Source organism: Streptomyces sp. NPDC088254 (genome assembly GCF_044740925.1).
In the GTDB taxonomy this organism is placed as follows: Bacteria; Actinomycetota; Actinomycetes; order Streptomycetales; family Streptomycetaceae; genus Streptomyces.
This window is the reverse complement of record NZ_JBIURQ010000004.1, coordinates 356,213-376,911: the sequence shown is the minus strand read 5'-3', so window position 1 is coordinate 376,911 and position 20,699 is coordinate 356,213. Positions and strand designations below refer to the sequence as shown.

The window sequence follows — 20,699 nt, the reverse complement described above, 5'->3', positions numbered from 1 at the left end:
GCGGACGCGGCGAAGGGCGCCCGGTGCCGTCACCGAGCGCCCTTCGTCGTGCTTGCGTACTGGGCTACAGCTGTTCGATCACGTAGTCGACGCACTTCGTCAGGGCCTCGACGTCCGCCGGGTCGATCGCCGGGAACATCGCGACGCGCAGCTGGTTGCGGCCGAGCTTGCGGTAGGGCTCGGTGTCGACGATGCCGTTGGCGCGCAGTACCTTGGCGACGGCGGCGGCGTCCACCTCGTCGGTGAAGTCGATCGTGCCGATGACGGCCGAGCGCTTGGCCGGGTCGGTGACGAACGGGTCGGCGTACTTGACGTCCTCGGCCCAGCCGTAGAGCGTGCGGGCCGAGGTCGCCGTGCGGCGCACCGACCAGTCCAGGCCGCCCTGGCCGTTGATCCACTCGAGCTGCTGGTTCAGCAGGAAGAGGGTCGACAGGGCCGGGGTGTTGTACGTCTGGTTCTTGCGGGAGTTGTCGATCGCCGTCGGGAGCGAGAAGAACTCCGGGACGTGGCGGCCGGAGGCGTGGACGCGCTCGGCGCGCTCGATCGCCGCCGGGGAGAAGACGCCGATCCACAGGCCGCCGTCGGAGGCGAAGCACTTCTGCGGGGCGAAGTAGTAGACGTCCGTCTCGGCGATGTCGACGGGGAGGCCGCCGGCGCCTGAGGTGGCGTCCACGAGGACCAGCGCGCCCTCGTCGGCGCCCTGCACCCGCCGGATGGGGGCGGCGACGCCGGTGGAGGTCTCGTTGTGCGTGAAGGCGTAGACGTCGACGCCGGCCTCGGCCTCGGGCTCGGGGTGCGTGCCCGGGTCGGAGGAGATGACGGTGGGCTCGGCGAGCCAGGGGGCCAGCTTGGCGGCCTTGGCGAACTTCGAGCTGAACTCGCCGAAGCTGAGGTGCTGCGACTTGTTCTCGATCAGGCCGTGCGTCGCGATGTCCCAGAAGGCGGTGGAGCCGCCGTTGCCCAGGATCACCTCGTATCCGTCCGGGACCTGGAACAGCTCGGAGATTCCCTCGCGCACCTGGCCGACCAGGTTCTTGACCGGGGCCTGGCGGTGGGAGGTGCCGAGGAGTGAGGTGCCGGTGGCGGCCAGGGCGTCCAGCGCCTCGATCCGCACCTTGGAGGGGCCCGCGCCGAATCGACCGTCGGCGGGCTTGATGTCAGCAGGAATCTGGATCTCAGCCACGCAGGCGAGCGTAGCCGTTTCCGTAAACGCGGGCGAAACCTCGTCCGTCGGGTGAGACGAGAATCAGGGGGCGGGCATAGTCCAAGGAACCCAGGTGCGGACGGGCTGATCGGCGGAGACGGATGTCGGATCTCGAGGACGAACTGCGCAAGGCCGTCAGGGGTGACGTCGGGTTCGACGTCGCCTCCCGGGCGCTGGTCACCATGGACGCCTCCAACTACCGTCGCGTGCCGGTCGGCGTCGTCGCCCCGCGCGACGCCGACGACGTGGCGGCCGTGCTGGAGGTGTGCCGGGAGCGCGGGGTGCCCGTGGTGCCGCGCGGCGGGGGCACGTCGATCGCCGGGCAGGCCACCGGCGTCGGGGTGGTGCTGGACTTCACCCGGCACATGAACCGGCTGGTCTCCCTGGACCCGGGCGCGCGCACCGCCGTCGTCCAGCCGGGGCTGGTCCTCGACCGGCTCCAGGAGGCCGCCGCGCCGCACGGGCTGCGCTTCGGGCCCGACCCGTCCACCCACAGCCGCTGCACGCTCGGCGGGATGATCGGCAACAACTCCTGCGGTTCGCACTCGGTGGCCTGGGGGACGACGGCGGACAGCGTGCGCGAGCTGGACGTGGTGACCGCTCGGGGCGGACGGCTGCGGCTCGGGCGGGGGTGGAGCGGGGCGCCGGACGGCTTGCGGGAACTCGTCGACGGCGAGCTGGCCCGGTTGCGCACCGGCTTCCCCGAGCTGCCCCGCCGTATCTCCGGGTACGCGCTGGACGCCCTCCTGCCCGAGAACGGCGCCGACGTGGCCCGCTCCTTCTGCGGCTCGGAAGGCACGCTGGGCGTGCTCACGGAGGCCGTCGTCCGCCTCGTCGAAGCGCCACGCGCGCGTGCGCTCGCGGTGCTCGGCTACGCCGACGAGACGGCCGCCGCCGAGGCCGCGGCCGGGCTGCTTCAGTACGGGCCGCTGACGGTCGAGGGCATGGCGGCCGACCTGGTGCCGTCGCCTGCGGGGCTGCCGCGGGGCGGGGCCTGGCTGTTCGTGGAGACGGGCGGGGACTCGGCGGGCGAGGCACGCGCGCGTGCGGAAGCCGTCGTGCGCGGAGCGGACGTCGTGGACGCCGTGGTGGTGACGGACGAGGCCGGGCAGCGGGCCCTGTGGCGGGTCCGCGAGGACGCCAGCGGCACCGCCACCCGGATGCCGGACGGTTCGGAGGCCTGGCCCGGCTGGGAGGACTGCGCGGTCCCGCCGGCCCGGCTCGGCGCGTATCTGCGCGACTTCCGGGCGCTGCTCGCCGCGCACGGTCTGCGCGGCACCCCGTACGGTCACTTCGGGGACGGCTGCATCCACGTCCGCATCGACTTCGACCTGCTCGGCGCGGCGGGCGTGGCGCGCTTCCGCCGCTTCTCGGAGGAACTCGCCGAGCTGGTCACGGCTCACGGCGGCTCGCTGTCGGGCGAGCACGGCGACGGACAGGCGCGGGCGGAACTGCTGCCGGCGATGTACGGCACGGACATGGTCGCCCTCTTCGAGCGGGCGAAGGGGGTGTGGGACCCGGACGACCTGCTCAATCCGGGGATGCTGGTGCGGCCCGCGCCCCTGGACTCCGGTCTGCGCTTCTCCGCCCTGCCCCGCGAACCCGTCGACGTGGCCTTCGGATACCCCGACGACGGCGGCGACTTCACGGCGGCGGTCCGGCGCTGCGTCGGCGTCGCCAAGTGCCGTACGACGACGGCCTCCGGGCCCGCCGTGATGTGCCCGTCCTTCCGCGTCACCGGCGAGGAACAGCACTCCACGCGCGGGCGTGCGCGACTGCTGCACGAGATGCTGGCGGGCGAGCTGGTGACCGACGGCTGGCGCTCGGAGGAGGTGCGGGAGGCGCTGGATCTGTGCCTGTCCTGCAAGGGCTGCCGCTCGGACTGCCCGGTCGGGGTCGACATGGCCACCTACAAGGCGGAGTTCCTGCACCACCACTACGCGGGCCGGCGACGCCCCGCCGCGCACTACAGCATGGGCCGGCTCCCGGTGTGGCTGCGCTGGGCGAGCCGCACGCGCGCGGTGGCGCTGTTCAACGCGCTGGCCTCGACGGGGCCGGTCGCGTGGGCGGTGAAACGGACGGGCGGGATCGCCCCGGAGCGGACGATCCCACGGCTCGCGCGGGAGACGTTCAGCCGCTGGTGGCGGCGCAGGCGCCCCGCTGACGGCACGGGCGATCTCGTCGTGCTGTGGCCGGACACGTTCACCGAGCATCTCTCACCGTCCGTCGGACGGGCGGCGGTGCGGGTGCTGGAGGCGGCGGGGCTGCGGGTCGCTCTGCCGCCGACGCTGCGGATGCGCGGACGGCCCGTCGGCGACGCCCGCTCCCGCTCCGCCCTGCGGCTGCTGGCGGCCCGCCGGGGGCGCGTCTGCTGCGGGCTGACGTACGTCTCCACCGGGCAGCTCGACCACGCGCGCGCGGTGCTGCGCCGCACGCTCGACCTGATGGAACCGGTGCTGGAGACGGCGGCCCCGGTCGTCGTCCTGGAGCCGAGCTGCGCGGCCGCTCTGCGCACCGACCTGCCGGACCTGTTGCCCGACGACCCGCGCGCGGCGCGTCTCGCCGCCCGGGTCCTCACCTTCGCGGAGACCCTGGAGCGCCACGCCCCCGACTGGACTCCGCCGCGCCTGGACCGCCCGGCGGTCGGCCAGACCCACTGCCACCAGCACGCGGTGCTGGGCGACGCGCCCGACCGCCGCCTGCGCGCGGCCGCCGGCCTCACCGGCGAGCTGGCAGGCGGCTGCTGCGGCCTGGCCGGCGACTTCGGCTTCGAGAAGGGGCACTTCGAGGTCTCCGAGCGCTGCGCGCAGGAGCAGCTCCTGCCCGCCGTGCGCCAGGCTCCCCAGGGGGCGGCGGTCCTGGCGGACGGCTACTCCTGCCGGACCCAGATGGAACAGCTGGCGGGGGTGCGGGGGCGGCATCTGGCGGAGGTGCTGGCGGAGGCGTTGGAAGGGGCGTCCGGTGAGGAGACGTCCGACGCGTCCGGGGCATCCGGGGGGTCCAGGGCGTCCGGGATCTGAGATGACGGAGTGACAGTGGCTAATCCGCTTCACACTCCTGTCCTGGTCTATTATCGTGGACTGCAAAGTACATCTTGCTGAACGTATGCGCCTCGTCGCCCCGTGTCGTCGCCGTCGGCGTCGGCGCTCTTCCCGAGCCGAGATCCAGGACCGCCCGTGAGCACCTCCGACACCGCCGCCACGTCGACCTCGTCGTCCCGGTCCGCCTCCGCCTCCACGGGGGCGGGCGCCGGTCCGGGCGGTCGCCGGGGATCCCTCGGGCCCGTCGGGCTCGTGCTCGCCGGGGGCGTGTCCGTGCAGTTCGGCGGCGCGCTCGCGGTGACCTTGATGCCGAGGGCGGGCGCGCTGGGCGTGGTGGCGCTGCGGCTGCTGGTGGCGGCCGTCGTGCTGCTCGTCGTCTGCCGGCCGCGGCTGCGCGGGCACTCGCGGGCCGACTGGGCCACCGTCGTCGTCTTCGGCGTCACCATGGCCGCGATGAACGGCCTCTTCTATCAGGCGGTCGCCCGCATTCCGCTGGGCCCGGCGGTCACCCTCGAAGTCCTCGGCCCGCTCGCCCTGTCCGTCCTGGCCTCGCGCCGCGCCGTCAACCTCGTCTGGGCCGCGTTCGCCCTTGCGGGCGTCTTCCTGCTCGGCGGCGGCGGATTCGGCGACCTCGACCCGGTGGGGGCGGCGTTCGCCCTGGGCGCGGGCGTGATGTGGGCGGCGTACATCGTCTTCAGCGCCCGCACGGGCCGCCGCTTCCCGCAGGCCGACGGTCTGGCGCTGGCCATGGCGGTGGGCGCGCTGCTCTTCGTGCCGCTGGGGCTCGCCGAGTCCGGCGCCAGGCTCCTCGACCCGGTGACGCTGGGGCTCGGGGCCGCGGTGGCGCTGCTGTCCTCCGTCCTGCCGTACACCCTCGAACTCCTCGCCCTGCGTCGCCTCCCCGCCTCCACCTTCGCGGTCCTGATGAGCCTGGAGCCCGCCCTCGCCGCCCTGTCCGGCTTCCTCGTCCTCGACCAGACGCTCTCCGCCGCGCAGGCCGCCGCGATCGCCCTCGTCGTCGCGGCGAGCATGGGCGCCGTGCGGACCCAGGTGGGGCGCGTCAAGACGGCTGTGCCGGAGGCGTGAGGCGCGGCTGTCCTTGCCGGCGCGCCACACGCGCGCGTACGGACGGGCGGTCACGCGTGCCTACGACACGGCCGGCACCTGTCGGCGTGCCGCACGCGCGCGTGTCCGTGCAGCAAATAATGCAAGCATGCTTGCTTGTTTATAGCCCCGCTGCCATGCTCCCCCCATGGCCGACCCCACGCCCGTGCTAGCCGACCTGCGTGCCGAGAGCGACGAACTCGACCTTCTGGTAGCAGAGTTGACGTCCGATCAGTGGGCGCTCCCGACGCCCTCCCCCGGCTGGACCGTCGCCCACCAGATCGCGCACCTCGCCTGGACCGACCGTTCCTCCGTGCTGGCCGTGACCGACCAGGCCGCCTTCGCCCGCGAGGTGGAGAAGGCGCTGGCGGAACCCGGCGACTTCGTGGACAACGGCGCGAACGAAGGGGCCGGGAAACCGCCCGCGCAGCTGCTCGCGGACTGGCGGGACGGGCGGGCGGCCCTCCAGGACGCCCTGGCGGCGGTTCCGGAGGGCGCGCGTCTGCCCTGGTACGGCCCGCCGATGACCGCCGCCTCCATGGCCACCGCCCGGCTCATGGAGACCTGGGCCCACGCCCGGGACGTGGCGGACGCGCTGGGCGCGACACCCGAACCCACCGACCGGCTCCGGCACATCGTCCGCCTCGGCGTCCGCACCCGTGACTTCTCCTTCGGCGTCCACGGACTGTCCGTGCCGTTCGAGGAGTTCCGCGTCGAACTCCTCGCCCCCGGAGGCGAGCTGTGGACGTACGGCCCCGAGGACGCCGCCGACCGCGTCACCGGCCCCGCCCTCGACTTCTGCCTCCTGGTCACCCAACGCGCCCACCGCGCCGACCTGGCCCTGCGCGCCGACGGACCCGACGCCGACCTCTGGCTGGACGTCGCGCAGGCCTTCGCGGGCCCGCCCGGCGCCGGCCGCCCGCCGAAGTCCGGCGACGGCGCGAAGGACCCGGTCCGGTGACCGCGCCGCTGCGCGTGGGCAACGCCTCGGGCTTCTACGGCGACCGCTTCGACGCCCTGCGCGAGATGCTCACCGGCGGTGAACTCGACGTCGTCACCGGCGACTACCTCGCCGAACTCACCATGCTGATCCTCGGCCGGGACCGGCTGAAGGACCCCTCCGCCGGGTACGCCCGCACCTTCCTGCGCCAGCTGGAGGAGTGCCTCGGCCTCGCGCACGACCGGCGCGTCCGCATCGTGACCAACGCCGGCGGCCTCAACCCGGCCGGACTCGCCGACTCCGTGCGCGAACTCGCCGGCCGCCTCGGCGTCCCGGTGCGGGTCGCCCACGTCGAGGGCGACGACCTCGGCGCCCGCCACCCCGGCAGCCTCACCGCCCACGCCTACCTCGGCGGCTTCGGCATCGCCGCCTGCCTGAAGGAAGGCGCCGACATCGTGGTCACCGGGCGGGTGACCGACGCGGCGCTGGTCACAGGGCCGGCCGCCGCCCACTTCGGCTGGGCTCCGACCGACTTCGACCGGCTCGCGGGAGCCGTCGTCGCCGGGCACGTACTGGAGTGCGGCACGCAGGCCACCGGCGGCAACCACGCCTTCTTCCGCGCGGGCGACGTCCGCCGCCCCGGATTCCCGCTCGCCGAGCTCCACGCCGACGGCAGCTGCGTCATCACCAAGCACCCGGGGACGGGCGGCTTCGTCGACGTCGGCACGGTGACCGCCCAGCTCCTGTACGAGACCGGCGGCGCCCGGTACGCGGGTCCCGACGTCACCGCGCGGCTGGACACCGTACGGCTCACCCAGGACGGGCCGGACCGGGTGCGGATCGACGGCGTGCGCGGCGAGGCCCCGCCGCCGGACCTGAAGGTCGGCCTCAGCCGGATCGGCGGCCACCGCAACGAGGTCGTCTTCGTGCTCACCGGCCTCGACATCGAGGCGAAGGCGGCGCTGGTGCGGCAGCAGATGGGGGATGTGTTCGAGAAGGCGCGCCCGCAGGAGGTGGACTGGGAGCTCGTCCGCACCGACCGGGCCGACGCCGACACCGAGGAGGGGGCGAGCGCGCTGCTGCGGCTCGTCGTCCGCGACCCCGACGAGGCCGTCGTCGGACGCGCGCTGACCGGCGCGGCCGTCGAGCTGGCCCTGGCGAGCTACCCCGGCTTCCACGTCCTCGCCCCGCCCGGAAGGGGCTCCCCCTACGGGGTGTTCGAGGCCGCCTACGTCTCGCAGGACACGGTGGAGCACACGGCCGTCCTCGACGACGGACGCCGCGTCCCGGTGCCCCCGCCGGCCGTCACCCTCGCCCTCGACGCCGTGCCGCGCCCGCCCCTGCCCGGCCCCCTCCCGGCCGGGCCCGTGAGGAAGGCCCCCCTGGGGCTCGTCGCCGGGGCTCGCAGCGGGGACAAGGGCGGGGACGCGAACGTCGGGGTGTGGGTGCGCACCGACGAGGCCTGGCGGTGGCTCGTCCACACGCTGACCGTCGACCGGTTCCGGCAGCTGATCCCGGAGAGCGCCCGGCTGACGGTCACCCGGCACGTCCTGCCCGAGCTGCGCGCCCTGAACTTCGTCGTCGAGGGCCTCCTCGGCGCCGGCGCCGCCTCCCGGCACCGCTTCGACCCGCAGGCCAAGGCCCTCGGCGAATGGCTGCGCTCCCGCCACCTGGACATCCCGGAGGTCCTGCTGTGACCGTCCTGCCGTCGGCGCTGGATCCCCACGGCCCCGACTTCCGCGCCCACCGCGAGGCGATGCTCGCCAAACTCGACGAGCTGACCGCCGAGCACGCCAAGGCGCTCGCGGGCGGCGGCGAGAAGTACGTCGCCCGGCACCGCGCGCGCGGCAAGCTCCTCGCCCGGGAGCGCGTCGAGTTGCTCCTCGACCCCGACACGCCGTTCCTGGAACTGTCGCCGCTGGCCGCGTGGGGCAGCGACCACGCCGTCGGCGCGTCGCTCGTCACCGGCATCGGGGTCGTCGAGGGCGTGGAGTGCGTGATCACGGCCAATGACCCGACCGTGCGCGGCGGCGCGAGCAACCCGTGGTCGCTGAAGAAGGCCCTGCGGGCGAACGACATCGCGCTCGCCAACCGGCTGCCCTGCGTCAGCCTGGTCGAGTCGGGCGGCGCCGACCTGCCCTCCCAGAAGGAGATCTTCATCCCGGGCGGGGCCGTCTTCCGCGACCTGACCCGGCTGTCCGCCGCCGGCATCCCGACCGTCGCCGTCGTCTTCGGCAACTCCACCGCCGGGGGCGCGTACGTCCCCGGCATGTCCGACCACGTGATCATGGTCAAGGAGCGGGCGAAGGTGTTCCTCGGCGGGCCGCCGCTGGTGAAGATGGCCACCGGCGAGGAGAGCGACGACGAGTCGCTGGGCGGCGCGGAGATGCACGCGCGCGTGTCGGGCCTCGCCGACCACTTCGCCGTCGACGAGCCGGACGCGCTGCGGCAGGCACGCCGCGTGGTGGCCCGCCTCAACCACCGCAAGGCGTACGAGGATCCCGGCCCGGCCGTCCCTCCGAAGTACGACCCCGAGGAGCTCCTCGGGATCGTCCCAGGCGACCTGCGCACACCCTTCGACCCGCGCGAGGTGATCGCCCGGATCGTCGACGCCTCCGACTTCGACGAGTTCAAGCCCCTGTACGGGACGAGCCTGGTCACCGGCTGGGCGACCCTGCACGGCTATCCCGTCGGGATCCTGGCGAACGCCCGGGGCGTGCTGTTCAGCGAGGAGTCGCAGAAGGCCGCCCAGTTCATCCAGCTCGCCAACCAGCGCGACATCCCGCTGCTGTTCCTGCACAACACCACCGGCTACATGGTCGGCAGGGAGTACGAGCAGGGCGGCATCATCAAGCACGGCGCGATGATGATCAACGCGGTGTCCAACTCGCGCGTGCCGCACCTGTCCGTGCTCATGGGCGCCTCGTACGGCGCCGGACACTACGGCATGTGCGGGCGGGCCTACGACCCGCGTTTCCTGTTCGCCTGGCCCAGCGCCAAGTCGGCCGTCATGGGCCCGCAGCAACTCGCCGGGGTGTTGTCCATCGTCGCCCGCCAGTCGGCCGCGGCGAAGGGACAGCCCTACGACGAGGACGGCGACGCCGCCCTGCGCGCCATGGTGGAGCAGCAGATCGAGTCGGAGTCGCTGCCGATGTTCCTGTCGGGACGGCTGTACGACGACGGCGTCATCGACCCGCGCGACACCCGCACCGTCCTCGGGCTGTGCCTGTCCGCCGTCCACACCGCGCCCTTCGAGGGCGCGCGCGGCGGCTTCGGCGTCTTCCGGATGTGAGGGGAACTCCAGTGATCGCTTCTCTGCTGGTCGCCAACCGGGGCGAGATCGCCTGCCGCGTCTTCCGCACCTGCCGGGAGCAGGGCATCCGGACGGTCGCCGTGCACTCGGACGCCGACGACGACGCCCTGCACACACGCGTGGCCGACGCGGCCGTACGTCTGCCGGGCTCGGCGCCCGCCGACACCTATCTGCGGGCCGACCTGATCGTGAAGGCGGCCGTGGCGGCGGGCGCGGACGCCGTGCACCCCGGGTACGGCTTCCTCTCGGAGAACGCCGGCTTCGCGCGCGCGGTCCTGGACGCCGGCCTGGTCTGGATCGGGCCGCCGCCCGAGGCGATCGAGGCGATGGCCTCCAAGACGCGCGCCAAGGCGCTCATGGGCCTGCCCCCGCTGAGTGCGGACGCGCTGACGGACGCCGACCTCCCGGTGCTGGTGAAGGCGGCCGCCGGCGGCGGCGGCCGCGGCATGCGCGTCGTACGCCGCACGGAGGACCTTCACGGCGCCCTTGAAGCGGCGCGCACGGAGGCCGCAAGCGCCTTCGGCGACGGCGAGGTGTTCGTCGAGCCGTACGTCGTCGACGGCCGCCATGTGGAGGTGCAGATCCTCGCCGACACGCACGGCACGGTGTGGACGCTCGGCACGCGCGACTGCTCGCTCCAGCGCCGCCACCAGAAGGTGATCGAGGAGGCACCGGCGCCCGGCCTCTCCGACGCGCTCACGCGGGAGCTCGGCGCCCTCGCCGTCCGGGCGGCGCGCGCGGTGGACTACGTCGGCGCGGGAACCGTCGAGTTCCTCGTCGCCGACGGCAGGGCGCACTTCCTGGAGATGAACACCCGCCTCCAGGTCGAGCACCCCGTCACGGAGGCCGTGTTCGGGCTGGACCTGGTCGCCGAGCAGATCCGCGTCGCCGAAGGACACGCCCTCGCCCCCGAGCCACCACACGCGCGTGGCCACGCCGTCGAGGCCCGCCTCTACGCCGAGGACCCGGCGACCGGCTGGACGCCCCAGACCGGAGTGCTGCACCGCCTCGCCGTCCCCGACGCCGTCCGCCTGGACACCGGCTACGCGGACGGCGACACGATCGGCGTCCACTACGACCCGATGCTCGCCAAGGTCGTCGCGCACGCCCCCACGCGCGCGGAGGCCGTCCGCACCCTGGCGGGGGCGCTGGAGCGGGCCACGATCCACGGCCCGGTGACCAACCGCGACCTGCTCGTCCGCTCCCTGCGTCACGAGGAGTTCACCTCCGCCCGCATGAACACGGGCTTCTACGACCGCCACCTCACCTCGCTCACCGAGCCGGTCCCCGACCCGTACGCCCCGCTCGCGGCGGCCCTCGCCGAAGCCCACGGCCGCTCCCGCTTCGGCGGCTGGCGCAACCTGCCGTCACAGCCGCAGATCAAGCGGTACGCGCTGGGCGGCGAGGAGCACGAGGTCCGCTACCACCACACCCGGGACGGCCTGGCGGCGGACGGCGTGCGCGTCGTGCACGCCGGCGCGGACCTGGTGGTCCTGGAAGCCGACGGCGTCCGGCGCAGGTTCGAGGTGGCGCGCTACGGCGACCAGGTCAACGTCAACGCCACGACCCTCACGGCCCTGCCCCGCTTCCCCGCCCCGACCGCCGAACGCGCCCCCGGCTCCCTGCTGGCCCCCATGCCGGGCACGGTCGTCAAGGTCGCGGACGGTCTCATCACCGGATCGAGTGTCCGCACCGGCGAACCGCTGATCTGGCTCGAAGCGATGAAGATGCAACACGTCATCGCATCCCCGACAACGGGCACGGTGACAGCCCTGCAAGTGACGGCAGGGCAGCAGGTCGAGGTCGGCGCCCTCTTGGCGGTGGTCGACAGCAACGAACCCTAGGGGCGCGGGGCCGTATCGACATGCGGCTCCGCCGCGCGAGCCCGACCAGCCACGACGACGCCGCACACGAAGGAGCCATAGTGACCGACCTCATCGAGTCCGAAGAGCACCAAGCCCTCCGCAAGGCCGTCGCGTCCTTCGCCGAGGACCACCCCGACGCGGGAAACCGGACCCTCTGGCGGGAGGCGGCCGAGCTCGGCTACATCGGCGTCAACCTCCCCGAGACGTACGGAGGAGGCGGCGGCGGCATCACCGAACTCTCGCTCGTCCTCGAAGAGCTCGGCGCCGCGGGCAACCCCCTCCTGATGATGATCGTCTCCCCGGCGATCTGCGGCACGGTCATCGCCCGCTTCGGCACCGAAGCCCAGAAACAGCAGTGGCTGCCCGCACTCGCGGACGGCTCCCGCCTGATGGCCTTCGGCATCACGGAGCCCGACGCCGGCTCCAACAGCCACCGCATCACCACCACGGCCCGCCGCGACGGCACGGACTGGCTGCTCACCGGCCGCAAGGTGTTCGTCTCCGGCGTGGACATCGCGGACGCGACCCTCGTCGTCGGCCGCACCGAGGACGCCCGCACCGGCAGGCTCAAGCCCTGCCTGTTCATCGTCCCGCGAGACGCGCCCGGCTTCACCCGCCGCATGATCGACATGGAACTGCACAGCGAGGAGAAGCAGTTCGAGCTGATCCTCGACGAGGTCCGGCTGCCCGCCGACGCCCTCGTCGGCGACGAGGACGCGGGCCTGCTCCAGCTGTTCGCCGGCCTCAACCCGGAGCGGATCATGACGGCCGCCTTCGCGATCGGCATGGGCCGCCACGCCCTCGCCAAGGCGGTCGGCTACGCGCGCGAACGCACCGTCTGGAACGCCCCCATCGGCGCCCACCAGGCCATCGCCCACCCCCTCGCGCAGGCCCACATCGAACTGGAACTGGCCCGCCTGATGATGCAGAAGGCGGCCCGTCTGTACGACGCGGGCGACGACGCCGGTGCGGGCGAGGCCGCCAACATGGCGAAGTACGCGGCCGGGGAGGCCTGTGTGAAGGCGGTCGACCAGGCCGTGCACACCCTCGGCGGCAACGGCCTCACACGCGAGTTCGGCCTCGCCCGGCTGATATCGGCCGCGCGCGTGGCTCGTATCGCCCCGGTGAGCCGGGAGATGATCCTCAACTACGTCTCCCACCAGACCCTGGGCCTGCCCAAGTCGTACTGACCAGCTCGCAGCCGCGCCGGCCGCGGCGCCGGCAGCTCAGGGAGGAACACGCATGACACCGCTGATCGGCCGCACCCGCGCGCGAGGCGTCGAAACCCTCAGCCTCGACTCCCCGCACACCCGCAACGCCCTCTCCCGCGCGCTCGTGGCCGAACTGACCGACGCCCTGGAGCGGTGCGGCGACGACCCCGGTGCACGGGCCGTCCTGCTCACCCACAGCGGGAACACCTTCTGCGCGGGCGCCGACCTGCGCGACCCGCCGCCCGCCGAGGCGTTCACCGGCCTGCTGGAGCTGATCGTCCGCCTTCCCAAGCCCGTCGTGGCCCGCGTCGACGGCCACGTCCGGGCGGGCGGTCTCGGACTGCTCGGCACCTGCGACCTGTCCGTCGCCTCCGCCGAAGCGACGTTCGCGTTCACCGAGGTCCGCGTCGGCGTCGCCCCCGCCGTCATCGCGCTGCCGCTGCGGCCCCGTGTCGACCCGCGCGCCCTGGCCCGCTACTGCCTCACCGGCGAACGGTTCGACGCACGGGAGGCGGCCCGCATCGGCCTGGTCACCGCCGCCGCGGGCGAGGAGGGCCCGGACGAGGCACTCGCCCCCGTCCTCGACGGCCTGCGCCGGGCCGCCCCACAAGCCCTGGCCAGGACGAAGGAGCTGCTCACGGTTAAGGTGCTGGAGGCCTTCGCCGAGGACGCGGGCGGGATGAGCCGGCTCACGGCCTCGCTGTTCTCCCAGCCCGACGCACGCGAGGGGATGACGGCCTTCCTCGAACGACGGGATCCCGCATGGGTGCTGTGAGCACGGCCGACCGTGTCCCGGGCGACCGCGCCCCCAAACAGGACCGCAGCCGCGCGACCCGGCAGCGGCTCCTGGAGGCCGCCGTGGCCTGCCTCGCCGAACACGGCTGGGCGGGCTCCACGGTCTCCGTCGTCGCCGAGCGCGCCGGCGTCTCCCGCGGCGCCACCCAGCACCACTTCCCCACCCGCGAGGACCTCTTCACCGCCGCCGTCGAGTACGTCGCCGAGGAACGCTCCACCGCCCTGCGTGCCTTGTTCCCCGAGGGCGCGGCAGGGGATCGCCAGGCCGTCGTGGCCGCCCTCGTCGACCTCTACACCGGCCCGCTCTTCCGCGCCGCCCTCCACCTGTGGGTCGCCGCCTCCGACGAGGAGCCGCTGCGGCCCCGGGTGACCGAACTGGAGGCCCGCGTCGGCCGCGAGACCCATCGGATCGCCGTCCAGCTCCTCGACGCGGACGAGTCCCGCCCAGGCGTGCGCGAGACCGTCCAGGGCCTCCTGGACATGGCCCGCGGCCTCGGCCTCGCCAACCTCCTCACCGACGACAGCGCCCGCCGCGAACGGGTGGTGGCGCAGTGGGCGGCGCTGCTTGAGGAGGCGCTGCGCTGAACGGGCCGCCGCGGATGCTCAGGGGCTGAGCCGCTCCAGCCGCCAGCTGCCGTCCGCCTCCGCGACGTACCGCAGGCGGTCGTGCAGGCGGTTCTCGCGGCCCTGCCAGAACTCCACCGACTCCGGCGCCACCCGGAAGCCGCCCCAGTGCGGCGGCACCGGCACCTGCTCTCCCTCGGGATAGCGGGCCGCCAGCTCGGCGTACGCGGCGTCCAGACCGGCGCGGCCGTCGATCACCGAGGACTGGGCGCTGGCCCACGCGCCCAGCTGGGAGCCGTGCGGCCGGGTGCGGAAGTAGGCGGCGGTCTCGTCCCGCCCCGTGCGCCGTGCCACGCCTCGCACGATGACCTGCCGGGCCATCGGATGCCACGGGAAGAGCAGTGAGACGTACGGGTTCTCCGCCAGCTCGCGGCCCTTGCGGGAGTCGTAGTTGGTGTAGAAGACGAAGCCCTGTTCGTCGAAGGTCTTCAGCAGCACCGTGCGGGAGCTGGGCCGGCCCTCGGCGTCCGCGGTGGAGACCACCATGGCGTTCGGCTCGAACAGGTGGGCCTCGGCCGCCGCCTGCTTGAACCAGCGCGCGAACTGCTCCACGGGCGTGGCGGCCAGATCGGCCTCGGCCAGGCCCTCGGCCCGGTACTGCTTGCGCATGGAGGCGGGATCGGGGGAGGCGGCGTCTGCTGCGTTCACATGGTCATCCTGCCGTATGACCGGCCGCGCCACAGGAGGTGGCACTGAGTGCCGTAGGGGCTCCCCAAAGGTGACACTCGGGGATATGGTGCAGATGCCGCCCCGGTGGGGTGACCCGACGGCGCACGGGGCAACACCGGGGTGACCGCCCTGGACCGCGAGCCCCGCACGGGACCGTGGATCCGTCGGCGCCGCCGTCGCGCACACCCCCATGCCGCGCACACCGTCCGTACCGTCGTCGCACTGCCGTCACCGCAAAAAAAAGAGCCGTCCACATCACGAGGAGCCGCCTGATGTCCGACTTCGTACCCGGGCTCGAAGGAGTCGTCGCGTTCGAGACGGAGATCGCCGAACCGGACAAGGAGGGCGGCGCCCTCCGTTACCGGGGCGTCGACATCGAGGACCTGGTCGGCCACGTCTCGTTCGGCAACGTCTGGGGTCTCCTCGTCGACGGCGCCTTCAACCCCGGCCTGCCGCCCGCCGAGCCCTTCCCCATCCCCGTCCACTCCGGCGACATCCGCGTCGACGTCCAGTCCGCGCTGGCCATGCTCGCCCCCGTGTGGGGACTGAAGCCGCTCCTCGACATCGACGCCGAGCAAGCCCGCGAGGACCTCGCCCGCGCCGCCGTCATGGCCCTGTCCTACGTCGCCCAGTCGGCCCGCGGCCAGGGCCGCCCCATGGTGCCGCAGCGGGAGATCGACAAGGCGCAGTCCGTCGTCGAACGCTTCATGATCCGCTGGCGCGGCGAACCCGACCCCAAGCACGTCGCCGCCGTCGACGCCTACTGGACCTCCGCCGCCGAACACGGCATGAACGCGTCCACCTTCACGGCCCGCGTCATCGCCTCGACGGGCGCCGACGTCGCCGCCGCCCTCTCCGGGGCCGTCGGCGCCATGTCCGGCCCGCTCCACGGCGGCGCGCCCTCCCGCGTCCTCGGCATGATCGAGGAGATCGAACGCACGGGCGACGCCGAGGCCTACGTCAAGCAGGCCCTCGACAAGGGCGAACGCCTCATGGGCTTCGGCCACCGCGTCTACCGCGCCGAGGACCCCCGCGCGCGCGTGCTGCGCCGCACCGCCCGCGAACTGGGCGCCCCGCGCTTCGAGATCGCCGAGGCCCTGGAGAAGGCCGCCCTGGCGGAGCTCCACGCCCGCAGGCCCGACCGGGTGCTCGCGACGAACGTCGAGTTCTGGGCCGCGATCATCCTGGACTTCGCCGAGGTCCCGGCGCACATGTTCACCTCGATGTTCACCTGCGCCCGCACGGCCGGCTGGTCGGCGCACATCCTCGAACAGAAGCGCACGGGCCGCCTGGTCCGCCCCTCGGCCCGCTACACAGGCCCTGGCGCCCGCGGCCCCCAGGAGATCGAGGGCTACGGAGACATCGCCCACTAGCGGGCCGACGCCCCCTGGAACGCAGACGACCCGCGAGTCTGGTCCTCCCTTGGGAGGGCCGGCCGGACGTACCGGCGACTCGCGGGTCGGGTGACTGCGTGGAACTGGCCGGCTGCGCGCGTCTCACACGCGCTGGTCCGGCACCGCACTGAAGCGGGGCGACGGGCCGCTAGCCCGCAGCCACCTCCGACGTCCGGTGTGCATACATGCTCCGAACCACCTCCTTTCCTCGGTGCGACCACACTAAAAAGCGCCCGGTGCCGCTTCAAGTCTTTTTTCGAGAAGTCGACGGCGACGCCCTCCGTCGCCCGCCCGGCGTGGCCGAACGCGTTGACGTGCGGGGCGCGGCGCGGTTCCCTGCCGGGGTGACCGATCTTCGAAGCGATGTCCTGCGCGTGGAGCCTGTCGAGGGCGAGGCCATGCTCGAGCAGTGGCGGCACGTCCACAATCTGATCGTGCCGCCCGCCGCCCTGACCCTGGACGAGGTACGCGCGCGTGCCGAGCGCTACCGGCTGGAGAACGCCTACGCCGGCGACGTCCTCGTCGGCTGCACGACCGTCCGCCCGCCCGCGGCCGGCGTCGAGGAGGCCGTGGCCACCGTCATCGCGCGCGTGCTGCCCCCGTACCGCCGGCGCGGCTACGGCGCCGCCCTCTACGACCGCGCGCTCGCCCACGCGCGCGAGCTCGGCACCGAGGCGGTCGAGACGTGTGTGCTGGCCGCCAACGAGGACGGCCTGCGGTTCGCGCTGGCGCGCGGGTTCGCCGAGACCGAGCGGTACACGCTCGACGGCGAGAGCGACGTGTGGGTCGACCTGAGGCTGGCCGGGTAGCGCGGGACGCGGACGTGGCGGCCCTCCTCCCGGCGGCGGCGATTCCTCCCCGAGGAACTTGTCCTCCGCGAACTTGCGGGAACCATATGTGCGCTGCGTCACGTTCAAGTTGAATGAGGGCACGTGAGCGAACCTGCAGGGGGTTCAGGTGAGTGCTTCCCGGCGTAGTGGGACCACCGACGAGTTGGGACCGGACGAGCCCGAGCGGCCCGGCCCGGACGGCTCCGACCTGCTCGCCGCCCTCCTCGACGGGATGGACGCGGCCCTGTGCGCCTTCGACGCCGACGGGGTCGTCACCCACTGGAACCGCGAGGCCGAACGCATCCTCGGCTGGAGCGCGCAGGAGGCCGTGGGCCGTCGCGGCTTCGCCGGCTGGGCGGTCCGGGAGGCGGACGCCCCGGAGGTCGAGAGCCGTCTGACGTCCGCGATGCACGCGCCGGGCCGCCAGGTGCACGAGTTCGCGCTGCTGACCAAGGACGGCGGCCGGGTCCTCGTCCGCACCCAGTCCGCCGCCGTCCACGGCACCGACGGCAAGCCCGCCGGACTCTACTGCGCGTTCAGCGAGGTGCACGCGCAGATCGACCTGGAGCGTTCCATCGCGCTCAGCGAGGCGCTGCTCGAGGACGCGTCCTGGGGCGTCGTCCTCGTCGACGCCGACCTGCGTCCCGCCGTCGTCAACGCGCACGCCGCCCGCGCGCTCGGCACGGGCCGTACGACCGTCCTGGGCCGCCCGCTGGGCGAACTGCTCACGCGGGGCGTGGAGGAGCTGGAGAACGCGCTGACGCACGTCCTCGCCGAGGGCGCCCCGCCCGCCCCCGCCGAGATGTGGGTGGGGGTGCGCTCACCGGACGGCGAGAAGCGGCGCTGCTGGCGGAGCGGCTTCCTGAGGCTGGCGTCACCGCTCACCGAGGAACCGGTGCCGCTCGGGGTGGCCTGGCTGTTCCAGGACGTCACCGAGACCAAGCTGGGCGAGCAGGAGGCCGCGCTGCTGCGGTTCCGCGCCAACCAGCTGCACCGGGCGTCCCGCGCGGCCGCCGAGTGCGAGGACCCGGCGGAGGCGGCCACCGTGCACCTCGACTTCGCGCTCGCCGGGTTCGCCGACCACGCCGTGATCGACCGCGTCGAGGGGCCGCCCGCGGCCGACGGCGAGGCGAGCGGCGGCGGGAGCGGGGCCCGGCGGCTGGTGCAGGTCGCGGCCACTCCCTCGGGCGGGCCCGGCCCGAGCGCGCTCACCGGCCACGCGGGGCTGCCCGTGCGCTACGCCGACGGCCACCCTGCCCTCCAGTGCGTGGCGCGGGCCGGCTCGGTGCGGGCGTCGGCGGGGACGGTGGCGGCGGATGAGGCACGCGAGTGGGCACGCGCGCGGCAGTGGCCCGAGGACACCGTCCACGCACTGTGCGCGGTGCTGCGCAGCCGAGGGCGCACCCTGGGCGTCGTGACGTTCCTCCGGGGCGCGGGCCGCAGCCCCTTCGAACGCTCCGACGCGACGTACGCGGAGGACGTGGCCGTGCGCATAGCGGGGTCGCTGGACCTCGCGGCGGCGACGGAAGCGGGCGCCCAGGGAGCGGCGGGGGGCGTCGAGGGCGGGATCGCCTGACGCGTCGGGCTGTGCACGGCCCCGAGCGGTCGGCCGGTCTTGCCGGGGCGACTGCCGAGGGGCGCGGGCTCAGTGACGGTAGAAGATCCGGTCGCGGTACTGCTCCATCACCCGGCCGTTCCACTCGTGGCCGCCGTCCACGTTGCCGGAGCGCAGCAGCGGGGGCTCGACGCCGCGGTCGGCCAGGGCCGTGGCCGCCGTGGCCATGACGGCCTGGAGCAGGGCTGTCGTGACGACCGTGGAGGCGGGCGCGAAGGGCGCCGGGACGGTGTCGTAGGTCAGCTCGGCGTCCCCGACCGCGATCTTCGAGTCCAGGACGACGTCGCAGTGGTCCTTCAGGAACGTCCCCGAGGCGTGCCGGGACTTCGTCTCCTCGGTGTACGCCACAGAGGTCACGCCGATGACCTTCACGCCCAGGGCGCGCGCGTTGAGGGCCATCTCCACGGGCAGGGCGTTGCGGCCGGACAGGGAGATGATCACCAGGGCGTCGCCCGCGCGGACCGGCGAGGTGTCGAGCACGGCGGCCGCGAGGCCGTCGACGCGCTCCAGGGCCGAGCCGAGCGTGGCGGGGGTGACGTCGACGCCCACGGTGCCCGGGACGGCGAGCAGGTTCATCAGGGCGAGGCCGCCGGCACGGTAGACGACGTCCTGGGCGGCCAGGGAGGAGTGGCCCGCGCCGAAGGCGAAAAGGCGGCCGCCGGAGGCGACGGTGTCGGCGAGGAGGGCGCCGGCGGCCTGGATGTCCGCCGAGTTTTCGTCACGGACGCGGTGGAGCAGCGCGATCGCCGCGTCGAAGAACTGTGCGGCGGGCGTGCGGTCGCTCATCCGAAGGGCCCCCTTGCCGTGTCGGGTGGGTGCGAGGTGGTGCGTGGCCATGCGAGAGGTGCCAGGCGCGTGGACGGCGGTCGGCGCCCGTCCGCCGTCGCGGATCACGGTGCGGTCTGGACCAGTGCGGTGTCAATACGGCGCAGCCCTCGGGGGCTGCTCATTCGGGCGGGGCGGCACGGTTGTCAGTGGTATCCGGCAGAATTGAAGTCAGGGCCAGCGCACGCGCCGGAGCCGGCCGGCCTTCGGCAGAGCTAATCGAGGGGCACGTATGTCCGGACTGATCGACACCACGGAGATGTATCTCCGCACCATCCTCGAGCTGGAGGAGGAAGGTGTGGTCCCCATGCGCGCCCGGATCGCCGAGCGGCTCGACCAGAGCGGGCCGACCGTCAGCCAGACGGTGGCGCGCATGGAGCGCGACGGCCTGGTCTCCGTGGCCAGCGACCGGCACCTGGAGCTGACCGACGAGGGCCGGCGGCTGGCCACGCGCGTGATGCGCAAGCACCGCCTCGCCGAGTGCCTCCTCGTCGACGTGATCGGCCTGGAGTGGGAGCAGGTCCACGCCGAGGCCTGTCGCTGGGAGCACGTGATGAGCGAGGCCGTCGAGCGCCGTGTGCTCGAACTGCTCCGGCACCCCACCGAGTCGCCCTACGGCAACCCCATCCCGGGGCTCGAGGAGCTGGGCGAGAAGGACGGCGCCGACCCGTTCCTGGACGAGGGGATGGTGTCCCTCGCCGACCTCGACCCCGGCACGGAGGGCAAGAACGTCGTCGTGCGCCGGATCGGCGAGCCCATCCAGACGGACGCGCAGCTGATGTACACGCTGCGCCGCGCCGGAGTGCAGCCCGGCTCGGTGGTGAGCGTGACGGAGTCGGCCGGCGGTGTCCTCGTGGGCAGCGGCGGCGAGGCGGCCGAGCTGGCGTCGGACGTCGCCTCCCACGTGTTCGTCGCCAAGCGCTGAGGCGCCGCCGACGCCGGGTGCTCGGCCAGTGCTGGGCCTTTTCAATCCCGGGCACCACAGGGGCTGTTGAGGCGCGGGTGGATGTCATCGGATCGGGGATTCCCTGTGTCGAATCCCAGCGCATCGCCGCCGCGCGTGCCACCCTGTCGCGTGAGGCATGACCTGTGAGGGGGGCGGGATGGTGTGCCGTAGTCGACAGGAGGGCCCCGGCGCCGTGTGGCGCCGGGGCCTGTCCTCCCCTGTTCTGACCCGGAGCCCCGAGCTCTCAGGGTCATTCCCCGCGGACCGTTTTCCCCGAGCGGTCCGCCCCCCGCTGAAGATCTCCCCTCGGTCGGGGCGATCAA

16 protein-coding genes are annotated in these 20,699 nt (G+C 73.7%); 13 read left to right on the top strand and 3 right to left on the bottom strand.

What is annotated here, in order from left to right:
* Nucleotides 1–64 precede the first annotated feature (64 nt).
* Nucleotides 65–1,183 carry a phosphoserine transaminase gene (gene serC, locus ACIOC0_RS14665; protein WP_402155368.1) on the bottom strand — a complete coding sequence of 373 codons (1,119 nt, stop codon included), beginning with the start codon at nucleotides 1,181–1,183 and terminating at the stop codon, nucleotides 65–67.
* 122 nt (nucleotides 1,184–1,305) lie between these two features.
* On the opposite strand from serC, the gene ACIOC0_RS14660 reads away from it, so the two are divergent.
* The 9 genes from ACIOC0_RS14660 (at nucleotide 1,306) to ACIOC0_RS14620 (ending at nucleotide 14,058) form a co-directional block, all read left to right on the top strand.
* A complete protein-coding gene (locus tag ACIOC0_RS14660) occupies nucleotides 1,306–4,224 on the top strand; it encodes an FAD-binding and (Fe-S)-binding domain-containing protein (RefSeq protein WP_402155367.1) in 2,919 nt (972 codons plus the stop codon).
* Nucleotides 4,225–4,380: 156 nt separating this feature from the next.
* Nucleotides 4,381–5,331: an EamA family transporter gene (locus ACIOC0_RS14655; protein ID WP_402155366.1), complete on the top strand. Its 951-nt coding sequence runs from the start codon at nucleotides 4,381–4,383 to the stop codon at nucleotides 5,329–5,331.
* Nucleotides 5,332–5,497: 166 nt separating this feature from the next.
* On the top strand, nucleotides 5,498–6,310 hold the full coding sequence (locus ACIOC0_RS14650) for a TIGR03084 family metal-binding protein (RefSeq protein ID WP_402155365.1): 813 nt from the start codon (nucleotides 5,498–5,500) through the stop codon (nucleotides 6,308–6,310).
* On the top strand, nucleotides 6,307–7,986 hold the full coding sequence (locus ACIOC0_RS14645) for an acyclic terpene utilization AtuA family protein (RefSeq protein ID WP_402155364.1): 1,680 nt from the start codon (nucleotides 6,307–6,309) through the stop codon (nucleotides 7,984–7,986). The genes ACIOC0_RS14650 and ACIOC0_RS14645 overlap by 4 nt, the downstream gene beginning before the upstream one ends.
* Nucleotides 7,983–9,581, top strand: a complete 1,599-nt coding sequence (locus tag ACIOC0_RS14640) for an acyl-CoA carboxylase subunit beta (RefSeq protein WP_402155363.1) — start codon at nucleotides 7,983–7,985, stop codon at nucleotides 9,579–9,581. The genes ACIOC0_RS14645 and ACIOC0_RS14640 overlap by 4 nt, the downstream gene beginning before the upstream one ends.
* Before the next feature lie 11 nt (nucleotides 9,582–9,592).
* Entirely contained in the window at nucleotides 9,593–11,446 is a 1,854-nt protein-coding gene (locus ACIOC0_RS14635; protein ID WP_402155362.1) for an acetyl/propionyl/methylcrotonyl-CoA carboxylase subunit alpha, read from the top strand.
* 80 nt (nucleotides 11,447–11,526) lie between these two features.
* Entirely contained in the window at nucleotides 11,527–12,657 is a 1,131-nt protein-coding gene (locus ACIOC0_RS14630; RefSeq protein ID WP_402155361.1) for an acyl-CoA dehydrogenase family protein, read from the top strand.
* Between the two features lie 52 nt (nucleotides 12,658–12,709).
* Complete coding sequence (locus ACIOC0_RS14625) at nucleotides 12,710–13,453, top strand: enoyl-CoA hydratase family protein (protein ID WP_402155360.1); 744 nt, start codon at nucleotides 12,710–12,712, stop codon at nucleotides 13,451–13,453.
* Nucleotides 13,441–14,058, top strand: coding sequence for a TetR/AcrR family transcriptional regulator (locus ACIOC0_RS14620; RefSeq protein ID WP_402155359.1), 618 nt, complete (start codon nucleotides 13,441–13,443; stop codon nucleotides 14,056–14,058). Before ACIOC0_RS14625 ends, ACIOC0_RS14620 begins: the two co-directional genes overlap by 13 nt.
* 18 nt (nucleotides 14,059–14,076) lie before the next feature.
* Here ACIOC0_RS14620 and pdxH read toward each other — a convergent pair whose 3' ends face one another.
* Complete coding sequence (gene pdxH / locus ACIOC0_RS14615; protein WP_402155517.1) at nucleotides 14,077–14,706, bottom strand: pyridoxamine 5'-phosphate oxidase; 630 nt, start codon at nucleotides 14,704–14,706, stop codon at nucleotides 14,077–14,079.
* A gap of 332 nt (nucleotides 14,707–15,038) precedes the next feature.
* Between pdxH and ACIOC0_RS14610 the strand changes: the two genes are divergently transcribed.
* The 3 genes from ACIOC0_RS14610 to ACIOC0_RS14600 all read left to right on the top strand — a co-directional run bounded on the left by ACIOC0_RS14610 (nucleotide 15,039) and on the right by ACIOC0_RS14600 (nucleotide 18,566).
* Nucleotides 15,039–16,139, top strand: coding sequence for a citrate synthase 2 (locus tag ACIOC0_RS14610; protein WP_130442074.1), 1,101 nt, complete (start codon nucleotides 15,039–15,041; stop codon nucleotides 16,137–16,139).
* A 365-nt stretch (nucleotides 16,140–16,504) separates the two neighbouring features.
* Nucleotides 16,505–16,969, top strand: coding sequence for a GNAT family N-acetyltransferase (locus ACIOC0_RS14605; protein ID WP_402155358.1), 465 nt, complete (start codon nucleotides 16,505–16,507; stop codon nucleotides 16,967–16,969).
* 148 nt (nucleotides 16,970–17,117) lie between these two features.
* On the top strand, nucleotides 17,118–18,566 hold the full coding sequence (locus ACIOC0_RS14600; RefSeq protein ID WP_402155357.1) for a PAS domain-containing protein: 1,449 nt from the start codon (nucleotides 17,118–17,120) through the stop codon (nucleotides 18,564–18,566).
* A 69-nt stretch (nucleotides 18,567–18,635) separates the two neighbouring features.
* Here the strand turns inward: ACIOC0_RS14600 and ACIOC0_RS14595 are convergent, their stop codons facing one another.
* Nucleotides 18,636–19,391 (bottom strand): SIS domain-containing protein, encoded by a 756-nt coding sequence (locus ACIOC0_RS14595; protein ID WP_402155356.1) that lies wholly within the window; start codon nucleotides 19,389–19,391, stop codon nucleotides 18,636–18,638.
* A gap of 271 nt (nucleotides 19,392–19,662) precedes the next feature.
* On the opposite strand from ACIOC0_RS14595, the gene ACIOC0_RS14590 reads away from it, so the two are divergent.
* On the top strand, nucleotides 19,663–20,355 hold the full coding sequence (locus tag ACIOC0_RS14590; RefSeq protein ID WP_351091588.1) for a metal-dependent transcriptional regulator: 693 nt from the start codon (nucleotides 19,663–19,665) through the stop codon (nucleotides 20,353–20,355).
* Nucleotides 20,356–20,699: the final 344 nt, after the last annotated feature.